Annotated in this window: 27 protein-coding genes and 1 pseudogene; 19 read left to right on the top strand and 9 right to left on the bottom strand. The window is 68.1% G+C overall.

Translation table 11 applies throughout. From position 1 onward, the window contains the following. Positions 1-251: 251 nt before the first annotated feature. Positions 252-535 (bottom strand): annotated as a pseudogene (locus A5699_RS29270) (GntR family transcriptional regulator); the annotation flags it as partial. Positions 536-599: 64 nt separating this feature from the next. Here A5699_RS29270 and A5699_RS29645 point away from each other — a divergent pair. The 8 genes from A5699_RS29645 to A5699_RS17960 all read left to right on the top strand — a co-directional run bounded on the left by A5699_RS29645 (position 600) and on the right by A5699_RS17960 (position 6,784). Continuing rightward, entirely contained in the window at positions 600-746 is a 147-nt protein-coding gene (locus tag A5699_RS29645; RefSeq protein WP_197508325.1) for a hypothetical protein, read from the top strand. Continuing rightward, on the top strand, positions 743-1,459 hold the full coding sequence (locus A5699_RS17990) for a YitT family protein (RefSeq protein WP_067771610.1): 717 nt from the start codon (positions 743-745) through the stop codon (positions 1,457-1,459). Before A5699_RS29645 ends, A5699_RS17990 begins: the two co-directional genes overlap by 4 nt. After that, positions 1,420-2,259, top strand: a complete 840-nt coding sequence (locus tag A5699_RS17985) for an ABC transporter ATP-binding protein (RefSeq protein WP_067771641.1) — start codon at positions 1,420-1,422, stop codon at positions 2,257-2,259. The genes A5699_RS17990 and A5699_RS17985 overlap by 40 nt, the downstream gene beginning before the upstream one ends. A 2-nt stretch (positions 2,260-2,261) precedes the next feature. Continuing rightward, positions 2,262-3,119 (top strand): NUDIX hydrolase, encoded by an 858-nt coding sequence (locus tag A5699_RS17980; RefSeq protein WP_067771607.1) that lies wholly within the window; start codon positions 2,262-2,264, stop codon positions 3,117-3,119. Then, on the top strand, positions 3,116-3,787 hold the full coding sequence (locus tag A5699_RS17975) for an enoyl-CoA hydratase (protein ID WP_067771606.1): 672 nt from the start codon (positions 3,116-3,118) through the stop codon (positions 3,785-3,787). The genes A5699_RS17980 and A5699_RS17975 overlap by 4 nt, the downstream gene beginning before the upstream one ends. Before the next feature lie 91 nt (positions 3,788-3,878). Further along, a complete protein-coding gene (locus A5699_RS17970; RefSeq protein WP_142253840.1) occupies positions 3,879-4,835 on the top strand; it encodes a class I SAM-dependent methyltransferase in 957 nt (318 codons plus the stop codon). Beyond that, positions 4,769-6,019, top strand: coding sequence for a class I SAM-dependent methyltransferase (locus tag A5699_RS17965; RefSeq protein WP_197508328.1), 1,251 nt, complete (start codon positions 4,769-4,771; stop codon positions 6,017-6,019). The genes A5699_RS17970 and A5699_RS17965 overlap by 67 nt, the downstream gene beginning before the upstream one ends. Positions 6,020-6,094: 75 nt before the next feature. Then, on the top strand, positions 6,095-6,784 hold the full coding sequence (locus tag A5699_RS17960) for an esterase (RefSeq protein WP_067771600.1): 690 nt from the start codon (positions 6,095-6,097) through the stop codon (positions 6,782-6,784). Between the two features lie 3 nt (positions 6,785-6,787). Here A5699_RS17960 and A5699_RS17955 read toward each other — a convergent pair whose 3' ends face one another. After that, positions 6,788-8,071: a PQQ-binding-like beta-propeller repeat protein gene (locus tag A5699_RS17955; protein WP_067771635.1), complete on the bottom strand. Its 1,284-nt coding sequence runs from the start codon at positions 8,069-8,071 to the stop codon at positions 6,788-6,790. Between the two features lie 130 nt (positions 8,072-8,201). Here A5699_RS17955 and A5699_RS17950 point away from each other — a divergent pair, with 130 nt between their 5' ends. Next, entirely contained in the window at positions 8,202-8,945 is a 744-nt protein-coding gene (locus A5699_RS17950) for an acetyltransferase (protein ID WP_067771597.1), read from the top strand. 6 nt (positions 8,946-8,951) lie between these two features. Here the strand turns inward: A5699_RS17950 and A5699_RS17945 are convergent, their stop codons facing one another. The 5 genes from A5699_RS17945 to A5699_RS17925 form a co-directional block, all read right to left on the bottom strand. Then, positions 8,952-9,488 (bottom strand): hypothetical protein, encoded by a 537-nt coding sequence (locus A5699_RS17945; protein ID WP_157561318.1) that lies wholly within the window; start codon positions 9,486-9,488, stop codon positions 8,952-8,954. A gap of 129 nt (positions 9,489-9,617) precedes the next feature. Then, entirely contained in the window at positions 9,618-10,376 is a 759-nt protein-coding gene (locus A5699_RS17940; protein ID WP_067771594.1) for a helix-turn-helix transcriptional regulator, read from the bottom strand. A 210-nt stretch (positions 10,377-10,586) separates the two neighbouring features. After that, the gene (locus A5699_RS17935) at positions 10,587-11,828 is read right to left on the bottom strand and encodes a glycosyltransferase family 4 protein (protein WP_067771591.1); all 1,242 of its coding nucleotides are present in this window, start codon (positions 11,826-11,828) and stop codon (positions 10,587-10,589) included. Between the two features lie 91 nt (positions 11,829-11,919). Continuing rightward, a complete protein-coding gene (locus tag A5699_RS17930) occupies positions 11,920-13,470 on the bottom strand; it encodes a glycoside hydrolase family 57 protein (RefSeq protein ID WP_067771589.1) in 1,551 nt (516 codons plus the stop codon). Continuing rightward, positions 13,467-14,252, bottom strand: a complete 786-nt coding sequence (locus A5699_RS17925) for a bifunctional 2-polyprenyl-6-hydroxyphenol methylase/3-demethylubiquinol 3-O-methyltransferase UbiG (protein WP_067771587.1) — start codon at positions 14,250-14,252, stop codon at positions 13,467-13,469. The genes A5699_RS17930 and A5699_RS17925 overlap by 4 nt, the downstream gene beginning before the upstream one ends. A 227-nt stretch (positions 14,253-14,479) precedes the next feature. Between A5699_RS17925 and A5699_RS17920 the strand changes: the two genes are divergently transcribed. From A5699_RS17920 to A5699_RS17875, 10 genes are all read left to right on the top strand, one after another. Beyond that, a complete protein-coding gene (locus tag A5699_RS17920; RefSeq protein WP_067771584.1) occupies positions 14,480-15,271 on the top strand; it encodes an electron transfer flavoprotein subunit beta/FixA family protein in 792 nt (263 codons plus the stop codon). A gap of 40 nt (positions 15,272-15,311) precedes the next feature. Next, a complete protein-coding gene (locus A5699_RS17915; RefSeq protein WP_067771581.1) occupies positions 15,312-16,268 on the top strand; it encodes an electron transfer flavoprotein subunit alpha/FixB family protein in 957 nt (318 codons plus the stop codon). Between the two features lie 177 nt (positions 16,269-16,445). Next, complete coding sequence (locus tag A5699_RS17910; protein ID WP_067771578.1) at positions 16,446-17,189, top strand: SDR family oxidoreductase; 744 nt, start codon at positions 16,446-16,448, stop codon at positions 17,187-17,189. Next, on the top strand, positions 17,189-17,599 hold the full coding sequence (locus A5699_RS17905; RefSeq protein ID WP_067771575.1) for a cupin domain-containing protein: 411 nt from the start codon (positions 17,189-17,191) through the stop codon (positions 17,597-17,599). The genes A5699_RS17910 and A5699_RS17905 overlap by 1 nt, the downstream gene beginning before the upstream one ends. Beyond that, positions 17,599-18,258, top strand: coding sequence for a nitroreductase (locus A5699_RS17900; protein ID WP_067771572.1), 660 nt, complete (start codon positions 17,599-17,601; stop codon positions 18,256-18,258). Before A5699_RS17905 ends, A5699_RS17900 begins: the two co-directional genes overlap by 1 nt. Positions 18,259-18,346: 88 nt before the next feature. Beyond that, on the top strand, positions 18,347-19,210 hold the full coding sequence (locus tag A5699_RS17895; RefSeq protein ID WP_067771569.1) for a GNAT family N-acetyltransferase: 864 nt from the start codon (positions 18,347-18,349) through the stop codon (positions 19,208-19,210). Continuing rightward, the gene (locus A5699_RS17890) at positions 19,207-20,058 is read left to right on the top strand and encodes a 1-acyl-sn-glycerol-3-phosphate acyltransferase (RefSeq protein WP_067771566.1); all 852 of its coding nucleotides are present in this window, start codon (positions 19,207-19,209) and stop codon (positions 20,056-20,058) included. The genes A5699_RS17895 and A5699_RS17890 overlap by 4 nt, the downstream gene beginning before the upstream one ends. Positions 20,059-20,105: 47 nt before the next feature. Next, positions 20,106-21,332, top strand: a complete 1,227-nt coding sequence (locus A5699_RS17885; protein WP_067771563.1) for a cysteine desulfurase family protein — start codon at positions 20,106-20,108, stop codon at positions 21,330-21,332. Next, positions 21,329-22,399: a tRNA 2-thiouridine(34) synthase MnmA gene (gene mnmA / locus A5699_RS17880; protein ID WP_067771560.1), complete on the top strand. Its 1,071-nt coding sequence runs from the start codon at positions 21,329-21,331 to the stop codon at positions 22,397-22,399. Before A5699_RS17885 ends, mnmA begins: the two co-directional genes overlap by 4 nt. 24 nt (positions 22,400-22,423) lie before the next feature. Then, positions 22,424-23,434: a methionine synthase gene (locus tag A5699_RS17875; protein WP_067771557.1), complete on the top strand. Its 1,011-nt coding sequence runs from the start codon at positions 22,424-22,426 to the stop codon at positions 23,432-23,434. A 19-nt stretch (positions 23,435-23,453) separates the two neighbouring features. On the opposite strand, the gene A5699_RS17870 is transcribed toward A5699_RS17875, so the two are convergent. After that, on the bottom strand, positions 23,454-25,031 hold the full coding sequence (locus A5699_RS17870) for a 4-coumarate--CoA ligase family protein (protein ID WP_067771554.1): 1,578 nt from the start codon (positions 25,029-25,031) through the stop codon (positions 23,454-23,456). A gap of 12 nt (positions 25,032-25,043) precedes the next feature. Further along, entirely contained in the window at positions 25,044-25,445 is a 402-nt protein-coding gene (locus A5699_RS17865) for an MmcQ/YjbR family DNA-binding protein (protein WP_067771550.1), read from the bottom strand. Between the last annotated feature and the right edge of the window lie 59 nt (positions 25,446-25,504).

Raw genomic sequence — 25,504 nt, 5'->3', positions numbered from 1 at the left:
GGTGTCGCGCACCACGGTCACCGCAGCCTTCGCGCAGCTACGCGACGACGGCTACCTGCATGCCCGCCGCGGCGCGCGCAGCACCACTGCCCTGCCCGCCGCCGGCCCCATTCCGACCGAGGCCACCACGCCCACGGTCAGCCTGGCCGAGGCGGCGATGGCCGCGCCCGGCACCGCGGTGCTCGAAGCGTTCGCCGACGCCGCCCGCGACATCGCGCCGTATCTGCGTGAGCCCGGGCACGAGGTGATGGGCGTGGTGCCGCTGCGCGCCGCGGCGGGCATGCAGGTAGCCGTCGTCGCGTAGCTGCGCGAAGGCTGCGGTGACCGTGGTGCGCGACACCCGCAGCGACTCGGCGAGCGCGCGCTCGCTGGGGAGCCGAGACCCGACCGGAACCCGGCCGTCCACGATGAGCAGCCGGATCGCGTCGGCCAGACCGAGATAGGCCGGGCCACTCTGGCTGGACGTGCGCCAGTTGCCAAGCTCGCGGGACAAGAGGTCCACATCGAGGGCGCGGTAGGCCATATCCGTCGACATAATGAGGCCAGTATGCGCTAACTGGCTATTGATGGACAAGCCACCTGGCCGGGATCATGGCGGCATGGCACGGAACTGGATTTCCCGATTGGCGCAGAATCTCCGCCGTCTGCACGATCCCGGCAACTACGCCGGTGTCCGCGATGTGGACGCTCGCCGGGTGCGCAGTGAGCTCGACGCCATCCGCGTCCGATTCCCCGACCACGCATGAGGACCGCACTCACCCGCACCGCCCTGCTCCTGATCGGCCTGTGCGGCTATGGCGTGTCGATGGCGATGATGGTGCGCGCCGGGCTCGGCCTCGACCCGTGGGACGTCTTCCACCAGGGACTCACCCGGCACACCCCGCTGAGTCTGGGCATGGCCTCGGCCGTCACCGGTGTCGTCGTGCTACTGGCCTGGATCCCGTTGCGTAACCGGCCCGGGATCGGCACCGTCGCCAACGTCATCGTCATTGCCGTCACGGTGGATGCCACGCTGGCGGTTCTGCCGGATGCGTCGGCGATGCCGGTGCGTATCGCCATGATGATCGGCGCCGTCGTGCTCAACGCCGTCAGCACCGTGCTCTACATCGGCGCCGGCCTGGGTCCGGGGCCCCGTGACGGTCTGATGACCGGACTGGTGGCCCGCACCGGGCTGTCGGTGCGGTTGGTGCGCACCGCGATCGAGGCGACCGTGCTGGCAATCGGCTGGCTGCTGGGCGGAACGATCGGTATCGGAACGGTGGTCTACGCCTTTGGGATCGGCCCGCTGGTGCAGCTGTTCCTGCGGCTGTTCCCACGATCGTTGTTGTTCCACGATTTCAGCGGCGGGCGTGCCCGAGCCGATCGCGATCCGGTCACTACGATGAGCGAGTGGCCGCAGGGGAACGCACCGACTCGACAATCAACGATGACGACGACGGAACCGACCCCGACCTGTTGATCGACTTCGCGCGGGTGACCCTGCGCCGGAGCGGCAACACCCTGGTCGGGCCCATCACCTGGACCGTCGAGCTGGACGAGCGCTGGGTGGTCATCGGGCCCAACGGTGCAGGCAAGACGTCGTTGCTGCGCATCGCCGCGGCCACCGAACATCCGTCGTCGGGCACCGCCTACGTACTCGGAGAACGGCTCGGTCGCACCGACATGTCCGAGTTGCGGGCCCGCGTCGGCCTCAGCAGTTCGGCACTGTCACAACGGATTCCCGACAGCGAGGTGGTGCGCGATCTGGTGGTGTCGGCCGGTTACGCCGTGCTGGGCCGCTGGCGCGAGGACTACGAGGACGTCGACTACGTCCAGGCCATCGACATGCTGGAAAGCGTCGGCGCCGAACACCTCGCCGAACGGACCTACGGGACACTGTCGGAAGGTGAACGCAAACGTGTGCTGATCGCCAGGTCGCTGATGACCGATCCGGAACTGCTGCTGCTCGACGAGCCCGCGGCCGGCCTCGATCTCGGCGGCCGCGAGGATCTGGTGGCGCGGCTCAGCGACCTGGCTGCCGACCCCGACGCGCCGGCCATGGTGTTGGTCACCCATCATGTCGAGGAGATCCCGGTGGGATTCAGCCATGCGCTGATCCTGTCCGAGGGCAAGGCCGTCGCCTCCGGTCTGCTGACCGAGGTGTTGACTGCGGAGAACTTGTCCAAGGCGTTCGGTCAGTCGATCGCGCTGGACGTGATCGACGGGCGCTATTTCGCCCGGCGGACCAGGAGCCGTGCGGCGCACAGGAGGCGAGAATGAGCATGACAGCCGACGAGGGCTTGCACGAGGAGCCGACCAGCAAGCCACTGGTGCCCAGACCGGCGGCCACGGTGATGCTCGTGCGAGACGTGCAGCGTCCCGGCGCGGCCGACATCGAGGTCTTCATGATGCGCAGGCACGCGGCGATGGAGTTCGTGGCCGGGGTGATGGTGTTCCCGGGCGGCGGGGTCGACGATCGGGACCGCAATGCCGACATCGCCTGGTTCGGTCCGGAACCCGACTGGTGGGCGCAACGTCTCGGGGTGGACACCGGATTGGCCGAAGCGCTTGTCTGTGCCGCCGCCCGCGAAACCTTCGAGGAATCCGGGGTGTTGTTCGCCGGGCCGGCCGGTGGATCGGGGTCCCCGGGCATCATTTCCGACGCGTCGGTCTACGGCGAGGCGCGGGCCGCCCTGGCCAACCACTCGCTGTCGTTCGCGGACTTCCTGCGCGACGAGAAACTCGTGCTGCGAGCCGACCTGTTGCGGCCCTGGGACAACTGGATCACCCCGAAAGAGGAACGCACCCGGCGCTACGACACCTTCTTCTTCGTCGGTGCCCTGCCAGAAGGACAGCGGGCCGACGGGGAGAACACCGAAAGCGACCGCGCGTTCTGGAGCACCCCGCAGGCCGGGCTCGACGACTTCGAGCAGGGCAACTCGTTCCTGCTCCCGCCGACCTGGACCCAGCTCAACTCGCTCAACGGACGCTCCGTCGCCGACGTGCTGGCGACCGAACGCACGATCGTGCCCATCGAACCCAACCTCGCCCTGGGCGGGGGGAACTGGGACATCGAGTTCTTCGACGGCGAGCGCTACAACGCCGCGCGCAACCACCGGTCTCCGGGGGCAGACCGGTGAACGAGTTCGTCAACGTGATCACCGGGGCGACGCCGGAGCAGGACCGGATCGGCACGCTCATGCTGTCCCGTCCGCCCACCAATGCCCTGACCCGGCAGATGTACCGCGAGATCATCGCGGCCGCGCACACGCTCGGCGAGCGCACCGACATCGCCGTGGTGATCCTGTTCGGCGGACATGAGATCTTCTGCGCCGGCGACGACGTTCCCGAACTCCGCACGCTGAACGCTCCCGAGGCCGCCGCGGCCGACGCCGCGCTGCGCCAATGCATCGACGCCGTGGCCGCCATCCCCAAGCCCACCGTGGCCGCGATCACCGGCTATGCGCTGGGCAGCGGTCTGTCCCTGGCGATGGCTGCAGACTGGCGAGTGGCCGGGGACAACGTGAAGTTCGGGTCGACCGAGATCCTGGCCGGCCTGGCGCAGCGGGCCGGCGGCGGCACCCGGCTGGCCGAGGTCATCGGGGCCAGCAAGGCAAAGGAGCTGGTGTTCAGCGGCCGATTCGTCGGCGCGGAGGAGGCCCTGGAACTGGGTCTGATCGACCAGATGGTGGCACCCGACCACGTCTACGACGAGGCGCTGGCCTGGGCCCAGCGCTTCGTCGAACATCCGGTCGACGTGCTGGCGGCGGCCAAGGCCGCTGTCGACGGACTGGCGGACCGGCCCTGACAGACGCCGGAGGCGGGCCGTTAGGCTGCCCTTCATGACTGACATCAAGGATTCCGGCACCGAGGCTGACGCGTCGGTCGACCTGGCTGGCATGCCGACTCCTAACCCGCACGCCACGGCCGAACAGGTCGAGGCCGCGATGCACGACAGCAAGCTCGCGCAGGTGCTCTACCACGACTGGGAAGCCGAAACCTACGACGAGAAGTGGTCGATCTCCTACGACCAGCGCTGTATCGACTACGCCCGTGGCCGGTTCGACGCGATCGTCCCCGAGTCCGAGCAGCGTGAACTGCCCTACGACCGGGCCCTCGAGCTGGGCTGCGGCACCGGCTTCTTCCTGCTCAACCTGATCCAGTCCGGGGTGGCGCGGCGCGGTTCGGTGACCGACCTGTCGCCGGGCATGGTCAAGGTGGCCACCCGTAACGGGCAGGGCCTCGGCCTGGACATCGACGGTCGGGTCGCCGACGCCGAGGGCATCCCGTACGAGGACAACACTTTCGACCTCGTCGTCGGGCACGCGGTGCTGCACCACATCCCTGATGTCGAGCTCTCGCTGCGCGAGGTGGTGCGGGTGCTCAAGCCGGGCGGGCGTTTCGTCTTCGCCGGTGAGCCCACCACGGTCGGCAACAAATACGCCCGCGAGCTGTCGACGTTGACGTGGCACGCCACCACGAACCTCACCAAGCTGCCGTGGTTGAGCGGTTGGCGCCGGCCGCAGGAAGAGCTCGACGAATCTTCGCGCGCCGCCGCGCTGGAAGCCGTGGTGGACCTGCACACGTTCGACCCCGCCGACCTGGAGCGCATGGCGACCAACGCCGGTGCGGTCGAAGTACGCACCGCCAGTGAGGAATTCACCGCAGCCATGCTGGGGTGGCCGGTGCGGACCTTCGAAGCCGCGGTGCCGCCCGGACGCCTGGGCTGGGGTTGGGCCAAGTTCGCGTTCAACAGCTGGATCGGCTTGAGCTGGGTGGACGCCAACGTCTGGCGTCACGTGGTGCCCAAGGGCTGGTTCTACAACGTGATGGTCACGGGGGTCAAGCCGTCCTGAGCGGTGGGGTAGATTTCGATCTCTCGCACGTCGCGTATCTGCGCTCAGATGCGGGCCGCCGGGCGTTGAGTCAGGTCGCCACGATGTCGCTGTCCGGTGCCTCACTGGTCAGCGACATCGCTTCGGTCCGAGGGCAATTCGGCGACCACGCGGCAGTGCTGGTGGAAACCGTGCAGTTGCGCCGGCGGGCGCAGGCCAAATTCGGCGACCCGGGGCGCTGGTTGTTCACCGACGAGGCGCTGCAACAGGCCACTGCCGCACCCGTGGCCGCGCACCGGGCCCGCAGACTCACCGGGGCCCGGGTGCACGACGCCACCTGCTCGATCGGCAGTGAGCTTGTGGCCCTGCGTGATTGCACTTCTCAGCTGGTCGGCAGTGATCTCGACCCGGTGCGGCTGGCGATGGCCGCCAACAATCTTGAGGACGGCGGCCCGGCCGTCCCACTGTGCCGAGCCGACGCGCTGGCGCCGATCACCCGCGACGCGGTGGTGATCATCGACCCGGCCCGGCGGGCCGGCGGACGGCGCCGGTTCGATCCGCGGGCCTACACCCCGGCACTCGACGCGGTGCTAGAGGTCTACCGCGATCGCGATCTGGTGGTGAAGTGTGCTCCCGGAATCGATTTCGACGAGCTCGCCAAGATGGGGTTCGCCGGGGAGATCGAGGTGACCTCGGTCGGCGGCAGCGTCCGGGAAGCCTGCCTGTGGTCACCGGGTCTGACCGAGCCCGGAGTGCGCCGCCGCGCCAGCCTGCTGGAAACCGGTGAAGAACTCACCGACGCCGAACCCGACGAATGCGCCGTCGCTGCGGCCGGACGCTGGATCATCGACCCCGACGGCGCAGTGGTGCGGGCCGGGCTGGTGCGCCACTATGCGGCCCGCCATGGCCTGTGGCAGCTCGACCCTGACATCGCCTATCTGTCCGGTGACGAGTTGCCCGCCGGGGTGCGTGGTTTCGAAGTTCTCGACCAGCTGCCGTTTCAGGAGCGCCGGCTGCGGTCGGCGCTGGCCGATCATTCGGCCGGCGCGTTGGAGATCCTGGTGCGCGGGGTGAATGTGGATCCCGACGCGTTGCGTTCCCGGATGCGGTTGCGCGGCACCCGAGCGCTGGCCGTGGTGATCACCCGGCTCGGTTCCGGTGCGGCCGGGCGGCCGGCGGCATTCATTTGTCGGCCGTCGCGATGACCGGCACGTATCCTGAATCCGAGCACACCGGCATGTCGACCGGTGTGAGTTGATCGCCTGCGAGGACGACTGACGATGCGAATTCCCCCTGTGACAGCGCTGCTGGCAGCCGGTGTGCTGCTCGGCTGGCTCGGCCTGCCGGTGGCAGCTGCGCAGTCGGCCTGCGCCGACCTCGGCGGCACCGTCGACGCCGACCAGACGTGCCAGGTGCACACCGCCAATGCCACCTACACGCTCGACTACACCTTTCCGGTCGACTACCCCGATCAGCAGGCCGTCGCGGCCTACCTGACCCAGACCCGCGACGGCTTCGTCAACGTCTCGAGCATGCCCGGATTCCGCGACCAGCCCTACGTGCTGGACGCCAAGGGCACCGCCTACAGTTCCGGCACCCCGCCGCGCACCCAGAGCCTGGTGTTCGAGGTGTACCAGAACGTCGGTGGCGCGCACCCGCAGACCTGGTACAAGGCGTTCAACTACAACCTGGCCACCCGGGCGCCGATCACGTTCGACACCCTGTTCAAGCCCGGCGCCCGGCCGCTGGACGTGATCTTCCCGATCGTGCAGCGCGAACTGCAGAAGCAATCCGGTGTCGAGCAGGCGATCCCGCCCGCCGTCGGCCTGGACCCGGTGCACTATCAGAACTTCGCGATCACCGACGATTCGGTGATCTTCTTCTTCGGCCAGGGCGAACTGCTCTCGGAGGCGGCCGGAGCCAGCCAGGCCAACGTGCCGAGGTCCGCGGTCGAGGCGTTCCTGGCCTGACCGTCACTGCGGCGCGAAGCCGTACACCTGACCGTCGCTGGTCGCGGTGACGACCCGGTGGTCATGCCCGATCGACACCCCGACCGGCCAACCGGTGGCCTCGGGCAGCGGATAGGTGTTGAGGGTGTGCCCGTCGGCGGAATCGAACACCAGCAGGGTCTGTCCATGGCCGCCCTCGCGGGCCACCGCATAGGCGACACTGCCGGCGCGGCTCGACGTGGTCAGCGGGACCACGTCGTCACGGGTCCAGGCCACCTCGCCGTGGTCTCCGGCGTCACGCACGGCGGTGAGCTTGGCATCCGGACCGCCGCCGGCGACGATCAGCCCGTCGGGGGACACCGAGGGTGGCGTCTGGGCCAGATACGTCAAGGGCACCGACCATTTCGGTGAGCCGTCGGCCGAGTTGAGCGCCCACAGTTTCTGATCGCGGCCGTTGACGTACACCGTCGAGCCGTCGGCCGACAGCACCGGGCTGGCCAGTGGCCCACCACCGACCGCATCGCTGGTCCACGCCGGCGTCAACAACGTCTGCTGACCGCGGTGATAGCGCAACCCGACCAACCCCGGCGCCTCGGCACCGGGCTGCCACACGCTCAGCACCACGATGCCGCTCTCCTGGGAGAACGCCGGCGCGGCCGCCACCGGACAGCGGGACCGGGCCGGTTGGCAATCGGCGAGCCCGCGCTGCGAATCGGTCGGGTCCACCCCCGAGACCAGATCCAGCGGCGTTCCCTCGACGGTGCCACGATGGCCGTCGAACACGAGCACCTGGCCCAGGTGCGTGACCACCAGCAACTGGCCGTCCTCGAGCAGCCTGGCGGTGGTGGGCATCCCGATCACCGGCTGACGCCAACGAATCCACTGCGTCGGCGGAAACGACAGGATGGCGCCGGGTTGGCCGATGTAGACATTGTCGAAGCCGTCGAACAGGGGACTGGACCAGCCGCCGCCCTGCACCAAGCGTGAGCACCAGCGCTGGCGGCCGTTGTTGTCGGCCTCCCACACCATCAACGAACACCCGCCGGCGGTCTGCGCGTTCGCCGCCAGGTAGCCGCTCGACCCGAGCGCCACCTGGGCCCCCAACTCGCCCTTGACCGACCGGCTCCACTCAAGTTGCAGTGCCTCGGCACCGCGGGCCCGGGTGTAGCTGCTGTTGGCCGCGTCCCCGTACTGGGCCGGCCAACCGTCTGCAGCGTGTGCGTTCACCCACGAATCGGTGTTCTCGCAACCGGCGAGCAGGCCCGTGAACAGCACCGCGACCACGAGTGCCAGGTATCGCCGGAACACGATGTCCTTTCGTCGCCGAACCCGCGTGGGCTCGATTTTGTGACCCACGTGAGGGTAACCCGGCGGGGTTGCGGTACAGGAGGAGAGCGACCTGGGAAGCGTCGCGAGTCCTCGCGTAGGCTGTCCGGCCATGACGACGATGTGGGGGGCCCCGATCCACAAGCGCTGGCGGGGGTCACGCCTGCGTGACCCGCGCCAGGCCGATTTCTTGACCAAGGCCTCGCTGAAATGGGTGATCGACAACCGTGCCTACACCCCGTGGTACCTGGTGCGGTACTGGCGGCTGCTGAAGTTCAAGCTGGCCAACCCGCACATCATCACCCGGGGGATGGTCTTCCTCGGCAAGGGTGTGGAGATCCAGTGCACACCCGAACTGGCCCAGATGGAGATCGGCCGTTGGGTGCACATCGGTGACAAGAACACCATCCGCTGCCACGAGGGTTCGTTGCGCATCGGTGACAAGGTGGTGCTGGGTCGCGACAACGTCATCAACACCTACCTCGACATCGAACTCGGCGACTCCGCGCTGATGGCCGACTGGTGCTATGTGTGCGACTTCGACCACAAGATGGACAACGTCAACATGCCGATCAAGGACCAGGGCATCATCAAAGGCCCGGTGCGCATCGGGCCGGACACCTGGATCGCCGCCAAGGTCACCGTCCTGCGCAACACCTCGGTCGGGCGCGGTTGTGTGCTGGGTGCCCACGCCGTGGTCAAAGGCGAGATCCCGGATTACTCCATCGCCGTGGGAGCTCCGGCCAAGGTGGTCAAGAACCGCAAACTGGACTGGGAGACCTCGGCAGCCGAGCGCGCCGAACTGGCCGCGGCACTGGCGGACATCGAACGAAAGAAAGCCGCCAACAGCAACTGAGCAGGCTCAGGCCCCGTTGCACACTGCGGAGTCGCGGATCACGTTGCCGTAGACGTTGGCGGTGGCGATGTTGGCGTTGATGAAGCCCGACGGCTGCTTCTGTGCGATCTTGTCGCTGATCTGGGTGAGCTGATACCACAGGTGATAGATCGAATCACCGTTGTACAGCGGTGAATACTGGCTCTGGTCCGGGTAATTGGTGATGTACAAGGTGTGGGCCCGGGGATCGAGGAACGCCGCCGACTGATCGACGTTGGCCTTCACCGCGTTGCCCGCCGCCTGCACCCCGGGCGCGGTCCAGTAGTCGTCATGCTCGCCCAGATAATGCTGGAATCCCACGATCTGGGTCATCAAGGTGCCGTACTGGGCGTTGAACCACTGGCAGGACTCACGCTGGGCGTCGATCTGCTGGGGCGTGACGCGGACCTGCCACAGGTTGTACGGGAACACCGTGTAGTCCGGCGCCCAGTTCGAGGGATGCGGCACAAACACGGGCAGGCTGGGGGCGGTGCCGTTGGGTTCGGCAGCCGCCGGTGCGGACATGCCGAGGCTGAGCGTGGCGCCGACGAGTGCAGCGCACACGGTTTTCAGATGCGGGCGAATCTGGACCACGCCTCGATTCTGCTTCGTGTCCGCCGCAGATGACTGCCAATCGGCTGATCTGGCGCAGCGTCAACCGGTCCAGTCGATACCGAAGCGCTCGGCCAACGCAGTGCGGCCGGCGTCGGTGACGGTGAGTGCCCGGTGGCGTGGTGTGCGCCGAACCCAGTCTGCGGCCACGAAGTGATCCAGCAGCGCGCGGCCCAGCGCGCCGGCGAGGTGATGTCGCTGTTCGGTCCAGTCGAGGCAGTACCGAACGAGAGGCCTTGAGCCGGTGGGCAATTGGACACCCGCCTGCCGCAGCACGCCTCGGCCGGTATCGGTGAGCTGATAAGCCACGTCGTGGCCCAGGCTGCTCAGCCGGTCGGTGCCACCGGGGTGAAACTGGCCGTCACCGCCGGTGAGCACGTCGTGGTCGAGCAAACTGCCCATGAGTGCCACGCCGAGCCGGCCGGCGATGTGGTCATAGCAGGTTCGGGCAGACCGCAGCCGTGCCGCGCGGGTGCCCTCCCGCAGGGAGGTGACCGGTCGTGTCGGCGCCAGCCGGCCGAGTTGTTCGATGAGCGCCCCGACCTCTGGCCCGGCCAGCTGGTAATAGCGGTGACGGCCCTGGGTGCGGACGGTGAGCAGACCGGCATCGGTCAGCTTGGCCAGGTGACTGCTGGCCGTGGGGCGACTGATGCCCGCCTCTTCGGCCAGCACACTGGCCGGCAGCGCTCGTCCGTCGTCGAGCGCCAGCAGCACCTTGCAGCGGGCCGGATCGGCCAGCAATGCGGCCACCGCGGCGATGTCCACCTCGGATGCGGTGGCCAGTTCCTGTGCCTCACGCATGGCAGGACTCCTTCCCGACGGCGCCGCATCGTCTCACCGGTGCCGTCGCCGCCGAGGTCGTCACCGATGGCGGGTAGCGCCAGGTTGACGGCGTTGGCGTCGATCAGGCCGACGAACAGCCCGAGGTAGGCGGCGATCAGCGTGACGACAGGGGAGCGTTGTGGTGCCATATCCGCACGCTAAGTGCGGAATGATTCGACGCCGGTCGAATCAGCGGTCGGGCAGCGCGTGCTCCACGATCGGCCGACGCGGATGCGGTTCGCGTTCGGCGCGTTTGGCGGCCAGATAGACCTGGCTGGTCTCGGCGGCCACGGTGTGCCAATCGAAATCCGCGCTGAGCCGCTCGCGGGCGGCGATCGCGCGCCGCTGGGCGGCCTCGGGGTCATCGAGCACCGCTCGCACCGCCGCCGCCAGGCCGGCCACATCCCGTGGCGCGAACGACATTCCGGTCTCGCCGTCGATCACCGCTTCGCCCAGGCCGCCGACGTTGGAGCACACCAGCGGAGTTCCGGTGGCCGCAGCCTCCAGCGCGACGATTCCGAAGGGTTCGTAGTGGCTGGGCAGCACCGCGGCGTCGGCAGCTTGCAAGGCCTGTACCAGGCCGTCGTGGCCGAGGCGACCGACAAATCGGGTTGCCTTGAGCACCTTGTGCTTTCGGGCCTGTTCGAGCAGCCAGTCAAGTTGGGTGCCGTCACCGGCGACGGTCAGGGTGGTGCCGGGATGTGCGCGCCGGATCCGCGGCAGCGCGGCGATCGCCTCCTGGACACCTTTCTCGTACTCCAACCGGCCCACGTAGAGCAGCTGGGGTGGGCCCTGGCGCGGACGCCGCGGCGCGAACGGCCACAGGTCGGCGTCGATCCCGTTGCGGATCACCCTGATCTCCGACAGTCCCGGTCCGAACAGCTCGGTGATCTCGTCGCTCATTGACGCCGAACAGGTGATCAGCGAATCGGATTCGCGCACCAGCCAGGACTCCACGGCGTGCACCTGGCGGCTGATCGGCCCGGAGACCCAGCCGGAATGCCGACCGGCCTCGGTGGCATGGATCGTGGAAACCAGTGGTACATCGAAAAATTCGGCCAGAGCAATCGCCGGGTGGGCAACCAACCAGTCATGGGCATGGACCAGGTCGGGGATCCAGCGATCACCCGAATTGTCTTTGACGGCAAGGCCGGTGCGCACCATCGAGTGCCCCATCGCCAGCGTCCAGGCCATCATGTCCGTACCGAACACGAACTCGTGCGGATCCTGGGCGGCGGCCACCACCCGCACGCCCTCGCTCATCTCGTCGGTGGACGGATGAGTGCTCGGATCGGTGTCGGTGGGCCTGCGGCTGAGCACCACGACCTCGTGACCCGCCTCGGCCAGCGCGGTGGCCAGATGGTGCACATGCCGGCCCAGGCCGCCGACGACGACGGGCGGGTACTCCCATGACACCATCAGGATCTTCATGACTGCGTGCCTTCGTGCCGGTGCGAATGTGCGGATAATGCTGGGATTTGGCGGCGTGTCGTGGTGCAGACACGCACGCTCGCGGTGCAGGTCATTTTGGCAGCCGCCGGGCGTCGAGGGCACCGAACAGGCCGTCGGCCTTGTTCCAGCCGTCGGCGAGGCGCTCGGCGTGGTCGCGACGGCCCGAGGCCAGTGCATCGGAGATCTCGCGGGTGGCGTGGGCGTGCAGGTGGGCCCGGTAGCGCGCGTAGTCGGCCGCCGAATCCTTGCTCACCATGAACGGCCAGTCGCTGGACACCGTCAACAGCGTCTCCCGCAGGATCTGGTCGGCCACCCGGTCGCGCGGGGTCGGCACACCGACCGCCGCCTGCTGGGCCAGCGCCTTGTCCACGGTGCTCAGGGCGCCGTCGACCACCTCGCTGTTGAGCTGGACGAAATCGGTCACCTTCTCCCCGTTCCAGACCTGCCAATCCTTGCCGGAACCCCAAGAGCTAGGCGGCAATTCGACTGGCGTGCCGACGAATCCATCGGCTTTGGCATCGGACAGCGTCCCCACGCGCACACCGGCCGCCGGCAGGGCCCGTAGTACCCGGCCCAGCCACTCGGGGCCCTCGTACCACCAGTGCCCGAACAGCTCGGTGTCGAAGGCGGCCACCACATGCGCCGGGCGGCCGATCCGTTCACTCTCGCTGATCAGACGCCGGCGGACCACCTCGACGAAGTCGGCGACGTGTTCGTCGATCGCGCGGTCGGCGCGCTGCGTATCGTAGGGCGCCTTCTCCTCGGACGGGACGTTGCGGCCCGTGACGCGGGCCGGCTTGAGGCCGGTGGTGTGGTCATAGGTGTGGAAGTCGCGGTAGGCGGCGTGGCCGGGATAGCCCGACTTCGGCGACCACACGCGATAGCTGACCTGCAGGTCGCGCCCGAAGGCGACCACGTCGGTCTCACCCACCGGCCGGCCCAGCGTGGTGTCACCGTGCAGGGACGGGCCGTCCACCATGAAGTGACCGACGCCGGCGGCGGCATATCCGGTCTCCATGCCCGGGGCGTAGGCGCATTCGGGCGCCCAGATCCCGACCGGGGTATGGGCGAAGCGCTGGTGCGCATCGGCCAGGCCCTCGCGCAGCGCGAACTCACGCAACCGCGGGTTGAGCAGCGGCTGGAACGGATGCGACAGCGGGCCGCCGAGCAGTTCGATGGTTTCGGCGTCGATCAGCGCGCGCAGCAGGCCACTGCCGCCGTGGCGCCAGTGGGTGGTGAACTCCTCGATGGCCGTACCGGCCTCGGCGTACTCACGAATCCCGAACTGTTGCAGGGACTTCTGGCCGTGCAGTGTCGTCGCCTCCTGGGCGCGCAGCTGCCAGTTGGCCAGCCAGTGATGCATGCCGGTCAGGCAATAGGGATCATCGAGCTGTGCGGTGACCACCGGTGTCATGCCCAGGGTGATCACGTGGCGGCGATCCTCGGCGGCCAGGCCGCGCAGTACCCGCATCAACGGCAGGTAGGCCGCCGCCCAGGACTGATACAGCCACTCCTCGCCGACGGGCCAGCGGCCGTGGTGGGCCAGCCAGGGCAGGTGGGTGTGCAGGACCAGGGTGAACAGCCCGGGTACGGGGTCGGGTTCGTCGGCGGAATGCGTCACGGCCGCACCGCGATCGCCACCAGGTCGAGGCTGTCGTCAATGTCACGCTCGTCGGCGGAGGTGAGGTCGAAGTCGTCGATGCTGACCGCGGCGACGTCGGCAAGCAGCTGTTCGGGCCACGGCGCGTCGGCCACGGCGCGGTGCACCTGCGCTTCGATGATCGAGCCGCCGTGCCGCGCGTCGAGCTCTTGCAGCCCGGCGCCATGGAAAACGCCGTAGACCCCTTCGATCTGGAATCCGGCGTCGTGCAGTAGTTCGGTCAGCTCCGCGGCATTGAGCTCACGGGTGTGGAACGGGTTGAGCGGGGTGTCGCGACCGGGGGAGAAGGTGATCCGGTTGGGGGTGGAGACCAGGAATACGCCGCCGGGCCGCAGCACGCGGAAGCACTCCGACACGAACTGGCCTTGATCCCACAGGTGTTCGATGACCTGGAAGTTCACCACCGCGTCGACGGACTGGTCGGCCAGCGGAAGCTCGGCGAGGTTGCCGTGCCGGATCTCGACCCGGGGATAGCGGGCCCGCACGTGGGCCACCGTCGCCTCGTCGTAATCCAGCGCAATCACCTTGCGTGCGACGTCGGCCAGGAGATCGGCGCCGTAACCCTCGCCGCAGCCGGCTTCGAGGACGTCACGGCCGGCGCAGCGGTCGGCGAGTCGTCGATACACCACCTCATGGCGGCGGAACCAGTAGTTTTCCTCGGCCAGGCCGGGAATGGTCCGCTCGCCGGTCAGGGGCAAGGCGTGATCCGGGTCGCCGGCCGGATCGTCTACGAATGCGCTCATTGGAAGGCAGGCTAACCCAGCCTTATCCAGGGTGAAGGGGTCGGTGGTGAATCGACCGACGTTCGGATACCTCGGAGGTGTGGTAGGGGAGGCCGGAATCCTAAGTCCGACCGGTTATGGTGTTCCTGCGAACCACCATAAGTTACCGCCCGGTAACATGGTGCTAGTTGCTTAGAACGTGATATGGGCCGGGCCACCGGTCTCATCGAGGAGGACGAACCAGAGTCATGACGAACATCGTGGTCCTGATCAAACAGGTCCCAGACACTTGGTCGGAGCGCAAGCTGTCCGACGGCGATTTCACCCTCGATCGGGAGGCCGCCGACGCCGTGCTCGACGAGATCAACGAGCGTGCCGTGGAAGAGGCGCTGTTGATCAAGGAGCGTGAGGGCGGGGACAGCACTGTCACCGTGCTGACCGCCGGCCCTGAGCGTGCCACCGAGGCGATCCGCAAGGCGCTGTCGATGGGCGCCGACAAGGCCGTGCATCTCAAGGACGACGGCCTGCACGGGTCTGACGTGGTGCAGACCGCGTGGGCGCTGGCCCGCGCGCTGGGCACCATCGAAGGCACCGAGCTGGTCATCGCCGGCAACGAGGCCACCGACGGCGTCGGCGGCGCGGTTCCGGCCGTGATCGCCGAGTACCTGGGCCTGCCCCAGCTGACCCACGTGCGCAAGCTGACCGTCGAGGGCGGCAAGGTCACCGCCGAGCGCGAGACCGACGAGGGCGTGTTCACCCTCGAGGCGTCGCTGCCGGCCGTGGTCAGCGTCAACGAGAAGATCAACGAGCCCCGCTTCCCGTCCTTCAAGGGCATCATGGCCGCGAAGAAGAAGGAAGTCACCGTGCTCACCCTCGCCGAGATCGGTGTGGAAGCCGATGAGGTCGGCGTCGCCAATGCCGGTTCCAAGGTGCTGTCTTCGACCCCGAAGCCGCCGAAGACCGCCGGTGAGAAGGTGACCGACGAAGGCGACGGCGGCACCAAGATCGCCGAGTACCTGGTCGCCCAGAAGCTGATCTAGCAGCTGATTCGATTTCGAGCGAAAGACAAAACGAGAACTCATGGCTGAAGTACTTGTGCTCGTTGAGCACTCCGAAGGCGCGTTGAAGAAAGTCAGCGCCGAGCTCATCACCGCCGCCCGTGTGCTGGGTGAGCCTGCCGCTGTCGTGGTGGGCAAGCCGGGCACCGCGGACCCGCTGGTCGACGGCCTGAAGGCCGCCGGTGCGGCCAAGATCTACGTCGCCGAGTCCGACGACGCAGAGAACTACCTGATCACCCCCGTGGTGGACGTGCTGGCCGGGCTCGCCGAGTCGGCCGCCCCCGCCGGTGTGGTCCTGGCCGCCACCGCGGACGGCAAGGAGATCGCCGCCCGCCTGGCCGCCCGTATCGGCTCGGGCCTGCTGGTCGACGTGGTCGACGTCAAGGAGGGTGCGGTGGGCGTCCACAGCATCTTCGGTGGCGCCTTCACCGTCGAGGCCCAGGTCACCAGCGACACCCCGGTGATCACCGTGCGTCCCGGCTCGATCGAGGCCACCCCGGCCGACGGTGCCGGCGAGGTCGTCAAGGTCGAGGTTCCGGCCCAGGCCGAGAACGCCACCAAGATCACCAAGCGGGAGCCCGCCGTCGCCGGCGATCGCCCCGAGCTCACCGAGGCCAGCGTCGTGGTCGCCGGTGGCCGTGGCGTCGGCAGCGCCGAGAGCTTCTCGGTGGTCGAGGAGCTGGCCGACTCGCTGGGTGGCGCCGTGGGTGCCTCCCGTGCCGCGGTCGACTCGGGCTACTACCCGGGCCAGTTCCAGGTCGGCCAGACCGGCAAGACCGTGTCGCCGCAGCTGTACATCGCCCTGGGCATCTCCGGCGCGATCCAGCACCGGGCCGGCATGCAGACGTCGAAGACCATCGTCGCCGTCAACAAGGACGAGGAAGCGCCGATCTTCGAGATCGCCGACCTCGGCATCGTGGGTGACCTGTTCAAGGTCAGCCCGCAGCTGACCGAGGCGATCAAGGCCCGCAAGGGATAGATCCCCGGCGTCGACAACGCGTCAACGCAGAACCCCGGTGCACCTGGTGCGCCGGGGTTTTGTGCTGTGTGGGGGTTGCCCCGGACAGCGTGCCGACTACGGACTTTCCAGGGTTTGATCCTCGGGGCGAGGTGCCAGTGTTGATCTTGTCAGCACGTCGAGAAAGGTATTCGCACAATGAAGATCACAGTGATAGGTGCCAGCGGGCAGATCGGCTCGCGGGTCGTGCGGTTGCTCACCGAGGCCGGGCACGAGGTGGTCGCCGCCTCGCTGTCCAGCGGGGCCAACGTTCTCACCGGTGACGGCCTGGCGGCGGCGCTCACCGGAGCGGACGTGCTCGTCGACGTGGTCAACTCGCCCTCGTTCGAGGACGGCCCGGTGATGGACTTCTTTACCGCGTCCTCACAGAACCTGGTGGCCGCTGCCACCGAGACCGGCGTCGGCCACTACGTCGCGTTGTCGATCGTGGGCACCGACGGACTGCCGGACAGCGGTTACATGCGGGCCAAGGTGGCCCAGGAGAAGATCATCACCGACTCCGGGTTGCCCTACACGATCGTGCGGGCCACGCAGTTCCAGGAATTCGCGGAGGCGATCACCGCATCGCTGGTGGTCGGTGACGAGGTGCGGGTCCCTGATGCGCGCATCCAGTTGATCTCGGTCGACGATGTCGCTGCCGAGGTGGCCAACGCCGCTTCAGCCGCACCGGTCAACGGGATCATCAACATCGGTGGGCCCGAGAAGTTTTCGTTCGCGGACATGGCGCGCACGGTCCTGGCCGCGCAGGGAGACGACAAGCCGGTGGTGATCGATCCGCAGGCCACCTATTTCGGCACGGCCGTCGATGACAACAGCCTGGTCACCGGTGACGACGCGATCCTGGGAACCATCCGCTTCGCCGACCGGATCGGGGCCCACTGATGCCCGTGTCGGCTGAGCGTGAGAAGGCGCTTCACGATGCGATGACGGTGATCGGCAGCGTCAAGCCGCCCTACATCCCACCGAATGCGGAAGTGATGACGACGATCATCGAGTGGCCGGCAGGATCGCCCGGGGCGCCGCCACACCGGCATCCGGCCGGACCCGCCTTCGGCTACGTGCTCGAGGGGGAGATGCTCTTCGAACTCGAAGGTGAGGCACCGCGGGTGGTCAAGGCCGGTGAGGCATTTTGGGAGCCCGGCGGCGACGTCATCCACTACTCGGACGCCAACAACCACGACGACATTCCGCTGCGGTTCCTGGTCAACATGCTGTGCGTGCCCGGGGAGCCGATGCTCGTGATCGTCGAGGACGAGGAACTCGAGGCCCGGAAGGACCGTCGGGTGGCGTGATGAGTGAGTTCGCAGACGTCGTCCGGTCCCGCCGGTCCGCGCGGATGTTCTTGGCCGACAAGCCCGTTCCGCGTGAATTGCTCGACGAGGCACTCGAGCTGGCGATCCGGGCGCCGTCGAACTCAAACACTCAACCGTGGCATGTCTTCTTCGCCACCGGTGAGCGGCGCGATCGACTGGTTGACGCGCTGCTCACCGCGGTCGAGGCGGCCCCGCCGGCGATCGGCTCCGCGGGCCTGCCGCCCCGCTTCGCGCATCTGCGCAGGGAGAGCGGGGCGCTGGTCTACGGGGCCATGGGCATCGCCCGCGACGATGCCGAAGGCCGCTGGGCCGCCCAGCTTCGGAACTGGGGGTTCTTCCACGCTCCCGTCGCCGGGGTGGTGTGCATGCATCGCGACTTCACCCACGTCGACGCCCTGGGGGTGGGGATGTTCCTGCAGACCCTGCTGTTGGCGTTGAACGAACGCGGAGTCGGCAGTTGCGTTCAGGTGTCGATCTCGTTCTACCCGGGCGTGCTGCGGGAACAACTCGGCATACCGGACGACCTGATCGTCCTGTGTGGGGTGTCGATCGGCTACGCCGACCCCGATTTCCCGGCCAACCACCTGGACACGCCCCGCAATCCGCTCAGTGAGAACGTGGTGTTCCTCGACAGCTGACGCAGCGCGGCAAAACGTCACCTGGCGCTCACAGACATGTCACACGGGCGATGCCGTACGGCGACCCGACTGGGCGACCGTGCTGGCTATGAGCACTGCATCTGTACTCATCGCCGCTGATCACACCGACAGCGCGGCGCCCGATGCGCCGCGCTACACCCTCCTGCTTCATCCATTTCGCTCGTCGCGTGCACGGGCCGCCGACCACGGACTGATCGAAGCCGCCCAGCGGCTCCGGCACGACGTATTCACCTCGGAACCCGGATTCGCACTTGCCGGTGCCACAGACGGACGTGACGCCGACCGATTCGATGAGCACTGCGACCACCTGTTGGTACGTGAGGACCGCACCGGTGAACTGGTGGGCTGCTACCGGATGCTGCCGCCGCCCGGCGCGATCGCCGCGGGCGGGCTCTACACCGCCACCGAGTTCGATGTCCGCGGTCTCGACGCCCTGCGGCCGTCCCTGGTCGAGATGGGCCGCGCGGTGGTACGAGCGGACCACCGCAACGGCGCCGTCGTATTGCTCATGTGGGCGGGCATCCTGGCCTACCTCGACCACTCCGGCTACGACTACGTGACCGGCTGCGTGTCGGTGCCCGTCGCCGGCAATGCCGACGGCCCGCCGGGAACGACGATCCGCGGAGTCCGTGACTTCGTGCGGCGCCGCCACGCGGCGCCCGCCGAACACACGGTCTACCCCTACCGGCCGGTGGTCCTAGACGGCAGAGGGCTCGACGACATTGACCCGCCCTCGCGCACCACGGTGCCGCCGTTGATGCGCGGCTATCTGCGGCTGGGGGCGCAGGTGTGCGGGGAACCGGCCCACGATCCCGACTTCGGGGTCGGCGATTTTCCGGCCCTGCTGGACAAGCGCCGTGCCGACGTGCGGTACCTCAAGCGCCTTCGCTCCGTCTCGGCAGCAGCCGATCTGGCCGGGGGCGCATCGTGACCATCGCCTGTGAGCATTCCTGGCTGCCGAAGGCCTCGTGCGACGCCAGTTGCGTCCATGCCGGCGGCGCCGATGCGGGCCGTCGGTTGTTGGTCTGGATTCGCACCACGGTGCGGGTCACCATGGCCGTGGTCCTGGCGCCGGGAGTGCCGCTGCTGGCGGTCCCCATGCCCGGCCGTTCGCACGTGCAGCGGTTTTACTGCCGGTTGATGCTGCGCTGCTTCGGTGTCCGAATCTCCCTGTCGGGCGGCCCGATTCGTAATCTGAAGGGCGTGCTCGTGGTCAGCGGCCACGTGTCATGGCTGGATATCTTCACGATCGGTGCGGTGTTGCCGGGCTCCTTCGTGGCACGCGCAGATCTGGTGGAATGGCCCGCGGTGGGCCGGCTGGCCCGGGTGATGAAGGTGATCCCGATCGACCGGGGCAGCCTGCGCCGGCTGCCCGCGGTGGTGCACACCGTGGCCGAACGATTGCGTGCCGGACACACCGTGGTGGCCTTCCCGGAAGGCACCACCTGGTGTGGGCTGGCACACGGACAGTTCCGGCCCGCGATGTTCCAGGCCGCGATCGACGCGGCCCGCCCGGTGCAACCGCTGCGGCTGGACTACCGGCACCGCGACGGCCGGCCCTCGACGGTTCCGGCCTTCGTAGGGGACGACACCCTGTTGCGGTCGGTGCGGCGGGTGATCACCGCACGTCGCACGGTGTGCCACGTCCACGTCGGGTCGCTGCAGCTGCCCGGAGTTGACCGGCGGGCGCTGGCAGAGCGCTGCGAAGCGGTGGTGCGTTCCGACCGGACCGTGCACCGGCCGCGTGCCGGCGCACCTGCGCATGTCCTGGCGGCCTGAGGCGGCTGGAAGGCGGGGCCGCTGCCGACGGCTATCCTGGAGAGGTTATGACCTCTATCCCGACGGCGTCCCCAGGCGGGCAGGTCTATCTGGATCACGCCGCCACCACGCCGATGCATGCAGCCGCCATCGATGCGATGACGGCTGCGCTCGCGACCGTGGGTAACGCCTCTTCGCTGCACGGTTCGGGGCGTCTGGCCCGGCGCCGGATGGAGGAGGCCCGCGAAACGCTGGCCCGCCTGTTGGGATGCCGCCCGTCGGAAGTGATCTTCACAGCCGGCGGCACCGAGAGTGACAACCTCGCCGTCAAAGGCATCTACTGGGCCCGTCGTGACGAGGAGCCCACGCGGCGCCGGATCATCACCACCGCCGTCGAGCACCACGCCGTGCTCGATGCCGTGCAGTGGCTGGTCGATCACGAGGATGCCGAGGTCACCTGGCTACCGGTCGATGCCGAGGGCATGGTGGCGCCGCAGGCATTGCGCTCGGCGCTTGAGGCCGGTGACGGCCCCGCTGACGTGGCGCTGATCAGCATCATGTGGGCCAACAACGAGGTCGGCACGATCATGCCGATCGACGAGTTGGCCGCGATCGCATCCGAGTTCGGCGTGCCGGTGCATAGCGACGCCATCCAGGCCGTGGGGCAGATCCCCGTGGATTTCGCCGCCACAGGGCTTTCGGCGATGAGCGTGGCCGCGCACAAGTTCGGCGGTCCGATGGGGGTCGGCGCGCTCGTGCTGCGTCGTGACACGGCCTGTGTGCCGCTGCTGCACGGCGGCGGCCAGGAGCGTGATGTGCGCTCGGGGACGCCCGACGTGGCCGGCGCTGTGGCCATGGCCGCGGCCGCCGAGGTCGCCATCGGTGGCCTGGCCGACTACAGCGCGCGGGTGCAGGCGTTGCGCGACCGGTTGATCGACGGCGTGCTCGCCACGATCGAGGACAGCTTCCTCAACGGGCCGCGCTTGGCCGGCCGGCTACCGGCCAACTCCCACTTCACCTTCCGTGGCTGTGAAGGCGACTCACTACTGATGCTGCTGGATGCCAAGGGCATCGAATGCTCCACTGGCTCGGCGTGTACCGCCGGGGTCGCGCAGCCGTCGCACGTTCTGATCGCGATGGGCGCCGACCCGGCCACCGCACGCGGGTCACTGCGTTTTTCTCTGGGACACACCAGCACCGAAGCCGATGTCGACGCGGTGCTCGAGGTGCTGCCGGCAGCCGTGGAGCGGGCCCGGCAGGCGGCGTTGGCCAGCGCGGGTAGGACGTTCTCATGAGGGTGCTGGTCGCGATGAGCGGCGGGGTCGATTCCTCGGTGGCCGCCGCCCGCATGGTGGACGCCGGCCACGACGTCGTCGGCGTGCACATGGCGCTGTCGACGGCGCCGGGCACGCTGCGCACCGGATCGCGCGGCTGCTGCTCCAAGGAGGACGCCGGCGATGCCCGCCGGGTGGCCGACATCCTCGAGATCCCGTTCTACGTCTGGGATTTCGCCGATCGGTTCAAGGACGACGTGATCGACGACTTCGTCGAGTCCTATGCCCGCGGCGAAACCCCGAATCCGTGCGTGCGGTGCAATGAGCGGATCAAGTTCTCGGCGTTGGCCGCCCGCGCCCTGGCGCTGGGGTTCGACGGGGTGGCCACCGGTCACTATGCGCGCCTGGTCGACGGCCGGCTGCGTCGCGCTGTGGACGCCGACAAGGACCAGTCTTACGTGCTCGGTGTGCTCACCGCCGAGCAGTTGGCGCATGCGATTTTCCCGATCGGTGACACCCCCAAGCCGCAGATCCGCGCCGAAGCCGCCGAGCGTGGACTGGCGGTCGCGAAAAAGCCTGACAGTCATGACATCTGCTTCATCCCGTCCGGAGACACCCAGGCCTTCCTGGGCGCCCGTATCGGGGTGCGCCGCGGTTCGGTGATCGACAACGAAGGCACCGTGCTCGCCGAACACGATGGCGTGCACGGTTTCACCATCGGGCAACGCAAGGGTCTCGGTATCGCCGGGCCGGGCGCAGACGGCCGCCCGCGCTACGTCACCGGCATCGATGCCGAGACGGGCACGGTGCGCGTCGGATCTGTCGAAGACCTCGAAATCCGGGAGCTGACCGGCGACAAGCCGGTGTTCACCAGCGGGACCCCGCTGGCCGGCCCGGTGGAATGCCAGGTCCAGGTACGGGCCCACGGCGGGATCACCGACGCGGTGGCCGAACTGCGCGACGGCCGGCTGGTGGTGTCCCTGCGGACTCCGCTGCGCGGCGTCGCGCCCGGCCAGACGATGGTGCTGTACCGGCCCGACGCCGACGGTGACGAGGTCATCGCCAGCGCGACGATCGCACGCGCGTGAACGCCATCGCATGAGTGTTGTCGCATGAGTGCGTTTTCGACGGCCACCGGTATCGGATCCTGGCCCGGAACCGACCCACGAGCCGCCGCCGAAGTCGTCGTCGGTGAACTCCACCACCTGTCGCATCTCGTGGAGCTGCCGGCCCGGGGTATCGGCGCCGACCTGATCGGCCGGGCCGGGGCTCTGCTGGTCGACATCGGCATCGACACCGTGCCGCGGGGGTATCGCATCGCCGGAGGGCGTAGCGCTGCCCGGCGCCGGGCGGTCAGCCTGCTCGGTGAGGACATCGACGCACTCGAAGAGGCTTGGGAGCGCGCCGGTTTGCGCGGCAGCGGCCGTGCGGTCAAGGTGCAGGCGCCAGGCCCGATCACGCTGGCCGCCCAATTAGAACTGCCCAACGGGCATCGTGCCATCACCGACCGGGGTGCGCTGCGGGATCTTTCGGCGTCCCTGGCCGAGGGGTTGGCGTCCCACCGGGCCGAGGTGGCTCGGCGGCTGGAGGCCTCGGTGGTGGTGCAGCTCGATGAACCGTCGCTGCCTGCCGCCCTGGCCGGGCGACTGTCCGGGGTCACCAGCTTCACCCCGGTGCATCCCGTGGACGAGCCGGTGGCGATGAACCTGTTGGACGCGTGTGTGGCGGCGGCCGGCTCGGACGTCGCATTGCACAGCTGCGCGCCCGAGCTGCCATGGAAGGCGCTGTTGCGCAGTGCAATTCAGGCAGTGTCGGTTGACGTGTCGACCCTGACGCCAGCCGATCTGGACGGCATCGGGGAATTCGTCGACTCGGGCCGGACCGTGTTGCTCGGCGTGGTGCCCGCCACGGCCCCCGACGGTCGGCCCTCGGTCGAAGAGATCGCCAAGACGGCGGTGACGCTGACCGACCGCCTGGGTTTCGCGCGGTCTGTGCTGCGCGACCGTATCGGCATCACCCCGGCCTGCGGTCTGGCCGGAGCCACTGCTCAGTGGGCGCGCACCGCAGTCGAACTCGCGCAGAAGGCGGCCGATGCGTTCGCCGAGGATCCCGACGCCATCTGACCAACGCAGCGGACGCGCGCTAGCGGTCTCGCAGCTCCCGGCGCAGGATCTTGCCTGCCGACGACTTGGGAATGGCATCGATGAATTCGACCTGGCGTACTTTCTTGTACGGTGCGACCAGCCCGGCCACGAACGTCATCACCTCGTCGGCGTTCAACTCGCAGGAAGGTTGTTTGACCACAAAGGCTTTGGGAACTTCTTCACCGGATTCGTGGTCCTGCACACCGATCACCGCAGCGTCGGCGATACTCGGGTGGCCCAGCAACACGGCCTCCAGCTCGGCCGGTGGCACCTGGTAGCCCTTGTACTTGATGAGTTCCTTGAGCCGGTCCACGACGTAGACGCAGCCGTTGGAATCGACCTGCGCCAGATCCCCGGTGTGCAGAAATCCGTCGGCGTCGATGGTCTCCTGCGTTGCCGCCTCGTTGTTGAGGTAGCCGGCCATCACGTTCGGCCCCTTGAACCACAGTTCGCCGGTTGCGCTCAAACCTTCTGCCGGAATACCGATTTCATTACCCGTGTCGGGATCGACAAGCTTGCTGACACCGTTGGGCACGGTCCAGCCGCACGAGTCCAAAGGTGCGACCGTGCCGACTGTCGCCAGCCCACCGTCGTGCGGGGTGATGTGGCTGACCGGGCTCAGTTCGCTCATGCCGTAACCCTGAGACACCGTGCAACCCAATCGTTCTGCCACCGCGCGGCCGAGGTCGGCGTCGAGCGATGCCGCACCGGACAGAACGGCCCGCAGCGAAGACAGATCATAGGAGTCGACCAGCGGATGCTTGGCCAGGGCGACGGCCACCGGCGGGGCGATGTAGACGAACGTGCACCGGTGGTTGGCGATGTTGCCCAGGAATTCACCGAGATCGAACGACGGCATGATGACCAGCCGCGCCCGGGCATGCAGAGCGGCATTGAGAAGCACTGTCATGCCGTAGATGTGGAAGAACGGCAGCACGGCCAGCAGCCGGTCGTCGGCGGTGAGGCCCTGCAAGGGGCGGATCTGGGCCACGTTGGCGGTCAGGTTGGCGTGCGTGAGCATGACGCCCTTGGGGTTGGCCGTGGTGCCCGAACTGTATGGCAGCGCGGCCAGGTGCGTGGCCGGATCGAAGGTCACCTCCGGTGCCGGGCCGTCACCCCCGAGGCCGACGTCGTCGAGTACCACCACTTGGTCCTTGGTATCCAAGCCAGCGGCGGCGGCTCCTTCCAATGCCTGCGGCAGCAGTGCGCTCACCGTGACCAATAGGCGCGCCTTCGAATCCTTGAGCTGCTTGGCGATGTCGCGTGCGGTGAACAACGCGTTGACGGTGGTGGCGGTGGCCCCGGCACGCAGGATGCCGTGGAACGCGATCGCGAAACCGGAGCTGTTGAGGGACAGCAGGGCCACCACATCGCCGACGCCGATCCCGCGAGCGGCCAACCCGCCGGCGAACGCATCGATCTGTCGCACCAGATCGCCGTAGCTGGTCTCGATGCCGGACTTGGCGTCCACCAGGGCGATCCGGTCGGCATCGGCAGGGGACATGTCGGCGAAGAGATAGTCGTAGATGCTGACGGTCGGCAGCTCGACGTCGGGGAAGGGGCTGGCGATACTCATGGCTGACTCCGATCAGTTCTCGTCGAGTTGTTTGATGAGCCGGCGTGAGGCGACCAACCGGAACGAGGCATCGACGAGTTCGCGCACTTCGACCCAATCCACCTTGGCGGCAGTGAAATCCAGACCCAGCCAGCCGAAGGGCCCCATGTAGGCCGGGAAGAAGAATCGGTCGTCCTGTTCCAGGGCCCGGCGATCGCTCTCGTCGACCTTGATCAGGAGCGAATGCGGGAACGGCACCATCTCACCGCCGCGTTCGGGCTTCACATTGCCGCCGTACATGGCGAACATCTTCGGTGCGCAGAACACCGGCCGGCCCCACGAGACTTTCTCGAAGGCCTCGGGAAAACCCAGCGCGATGGTGCGCAGATCGGCCAGGCCCAAGTCGTCGTCGCTGAACATGATCGGGTGCGGCATCCTGCCAGATTAGTGGGCCTGTCGGTTCGCTCGACTAGCCTGCTCAGAGTGAGTGAGAA

Source organism: Mycobacterium sp. E802 (genome assembly GCF_001666875.1).
Lineage (GTDB): Bacteria > Actinomycetota > Actinomycetes > Mycobacteriales > Mycobacteriaceae > Mycobacterium.
The sequence above is the reverse complement of the archived record's forward strand: the minus strand, read 5'-3'. Positions and strand labels throughout refer to the sequence as shown.

Bases quoted from the DNA above. Each gene is read 5' to 3' on its own strand.
- A5699_RS29645 (WP_197508325.1), top strand. From the start codon at position 600: ATGGCACGGAACTGGATTTCCCGATTGGCGCAGAATCTCCGCCGTCTG.
- A5699_RS17990 (WP_067771610.1), top strand. From the start codon at position 743: ATGAGGACCGCACTCACCCGCACCGCCCTGCTCCTGATCGGCCTGTGC.
- A5699_RS17980 (WP_067771607.1), top strand. From the start codon at position 2,262: ATGACAGCCGACGAGGGCTTGCACGAGGAGCCGACCAGCAAGCCACTG.
- A5699_RS17970 (WP_142253840.1), top strand. From the start codon at position 3,879: ATGCCGACTCCTAACCCGCACGCCACGGCCGAACAGGTCGAGGCCGCG.
- A5699_RS17960 (WP_067771600.1), top strand. From the start codon at position 6,095: ATGCGAATTCCCCCTGTGACAGCGCTGCTGGCAGCCGGTGTGCTGCTC.
- A5699_RS17950 (WP_067771597.1), top strand. From the start codon at position 8,202: ATGACGACGATGTGGGGGGCCCCGATCCACAAGCGCTGGCGGGGGTCA.
- A5699_RS17945 (WP_157561318.1), bottom strand. From the start codon at position 9,488: ATGTCCGCACCGGCGGCTGCCGAACCCAACGGCACCGCCCCCAGCCTG.
- A5699_RS17940 (WP_067771594.1), bottom strand. From the start codon at position 10,376: ATGCGTGAGGCACAGGAACTGGCCACCGCATCCGAGGTGGACATCGCC.
- A5699_RS17935 (WP_067771591.1), bottom strand. From the start codon at position 11,828: ATGAAGATCCTGATGGTGTCATGGGAGTACCCGCCCGTCGTCGTCGGC.
- A5699_RS17925 (WP_067771587.1), bottom strand. From the start codon at position 14,252: ATGAGCGCATTCGTAGACGATCCGGCCGGCGACCCGGATCACGCCTTG.
- A5699_RS17920 (WP_067771584.1), top strand. From the start codon at position 14,480: ATGACGAACATCGTGGTCCTGATCAAACAGGTCCCAGACACTTGGTCG.
- A5699_RS17915 (WP_067771581.1), top strand. From the start codon at position 15,312: ATGGCTGAAGTACTTGTGCTCGTTGAGCACTCCGAAGGCGCGTTGAAG.
- A5699_RS17910 (WP_067771578.1), top strand. From the start codon at position 16,446: ATGAAGATCACAGTGATAGGTGCCAGCGGGCAGATCGGCTCGCGGGTC.
- A5699_RS17905 (WP_067771575.1), top strand. From the start codon at position 17,189: ATGCCCGTGTCGGCTGAGCGTGAGAAGGCGCTTCACGATGCGATGACG.
- A5699_RS17900 (WP_067771572.1), top strand. From the start codon at position 17,599: ATGAGTGAGTTCGCAGACGTCGTCCGGTCCCGCCGGTCCGCGCGGATG.
- A5699_RS17895 (WP_067771569.1), top strand. From the start codon at position 18,347: ATGAGCACTGCATCTGTACTCATCGCCGCTGATCACACCGACAGCGCG.
- A5699_RS17885 (WP_067771563.1), top strand. From the start codon at position 20,106: ATGACCTCTATCCCGACGGCGTCCCCAGGCGGGCAGGTCTATCTGGAT.
- mnmA (WP_067771560.1), top strand. From the start codon at position 21,329: ATGAGGGTGCTGGTCGCGATGAGCGGCGGGGTCGATTCCTCGGTGGCC.
- A5699_RS17875 (WP_067771557.1), top strand. From the start codon at position 22,424: ATGAGTGCGTTTTCGACGGCCACCGGTATCGGATCCTGGCCCGGAACC.
- A5699_RS17870 (WP_067771554.1), bottom strand. From the start codon at position 25,031: ATGAGTATCGCCAGCCCCTTCCCCGACGTCGAGCTGCCGACCGTCAGC.
- A5699_RS17865 (WP_067771550.1), bottom strand. From the start codon at position 25,445: ATGCCGCACCCGATCATGTTCAGCGACGACGACTTGGGCCTGGCCGAT.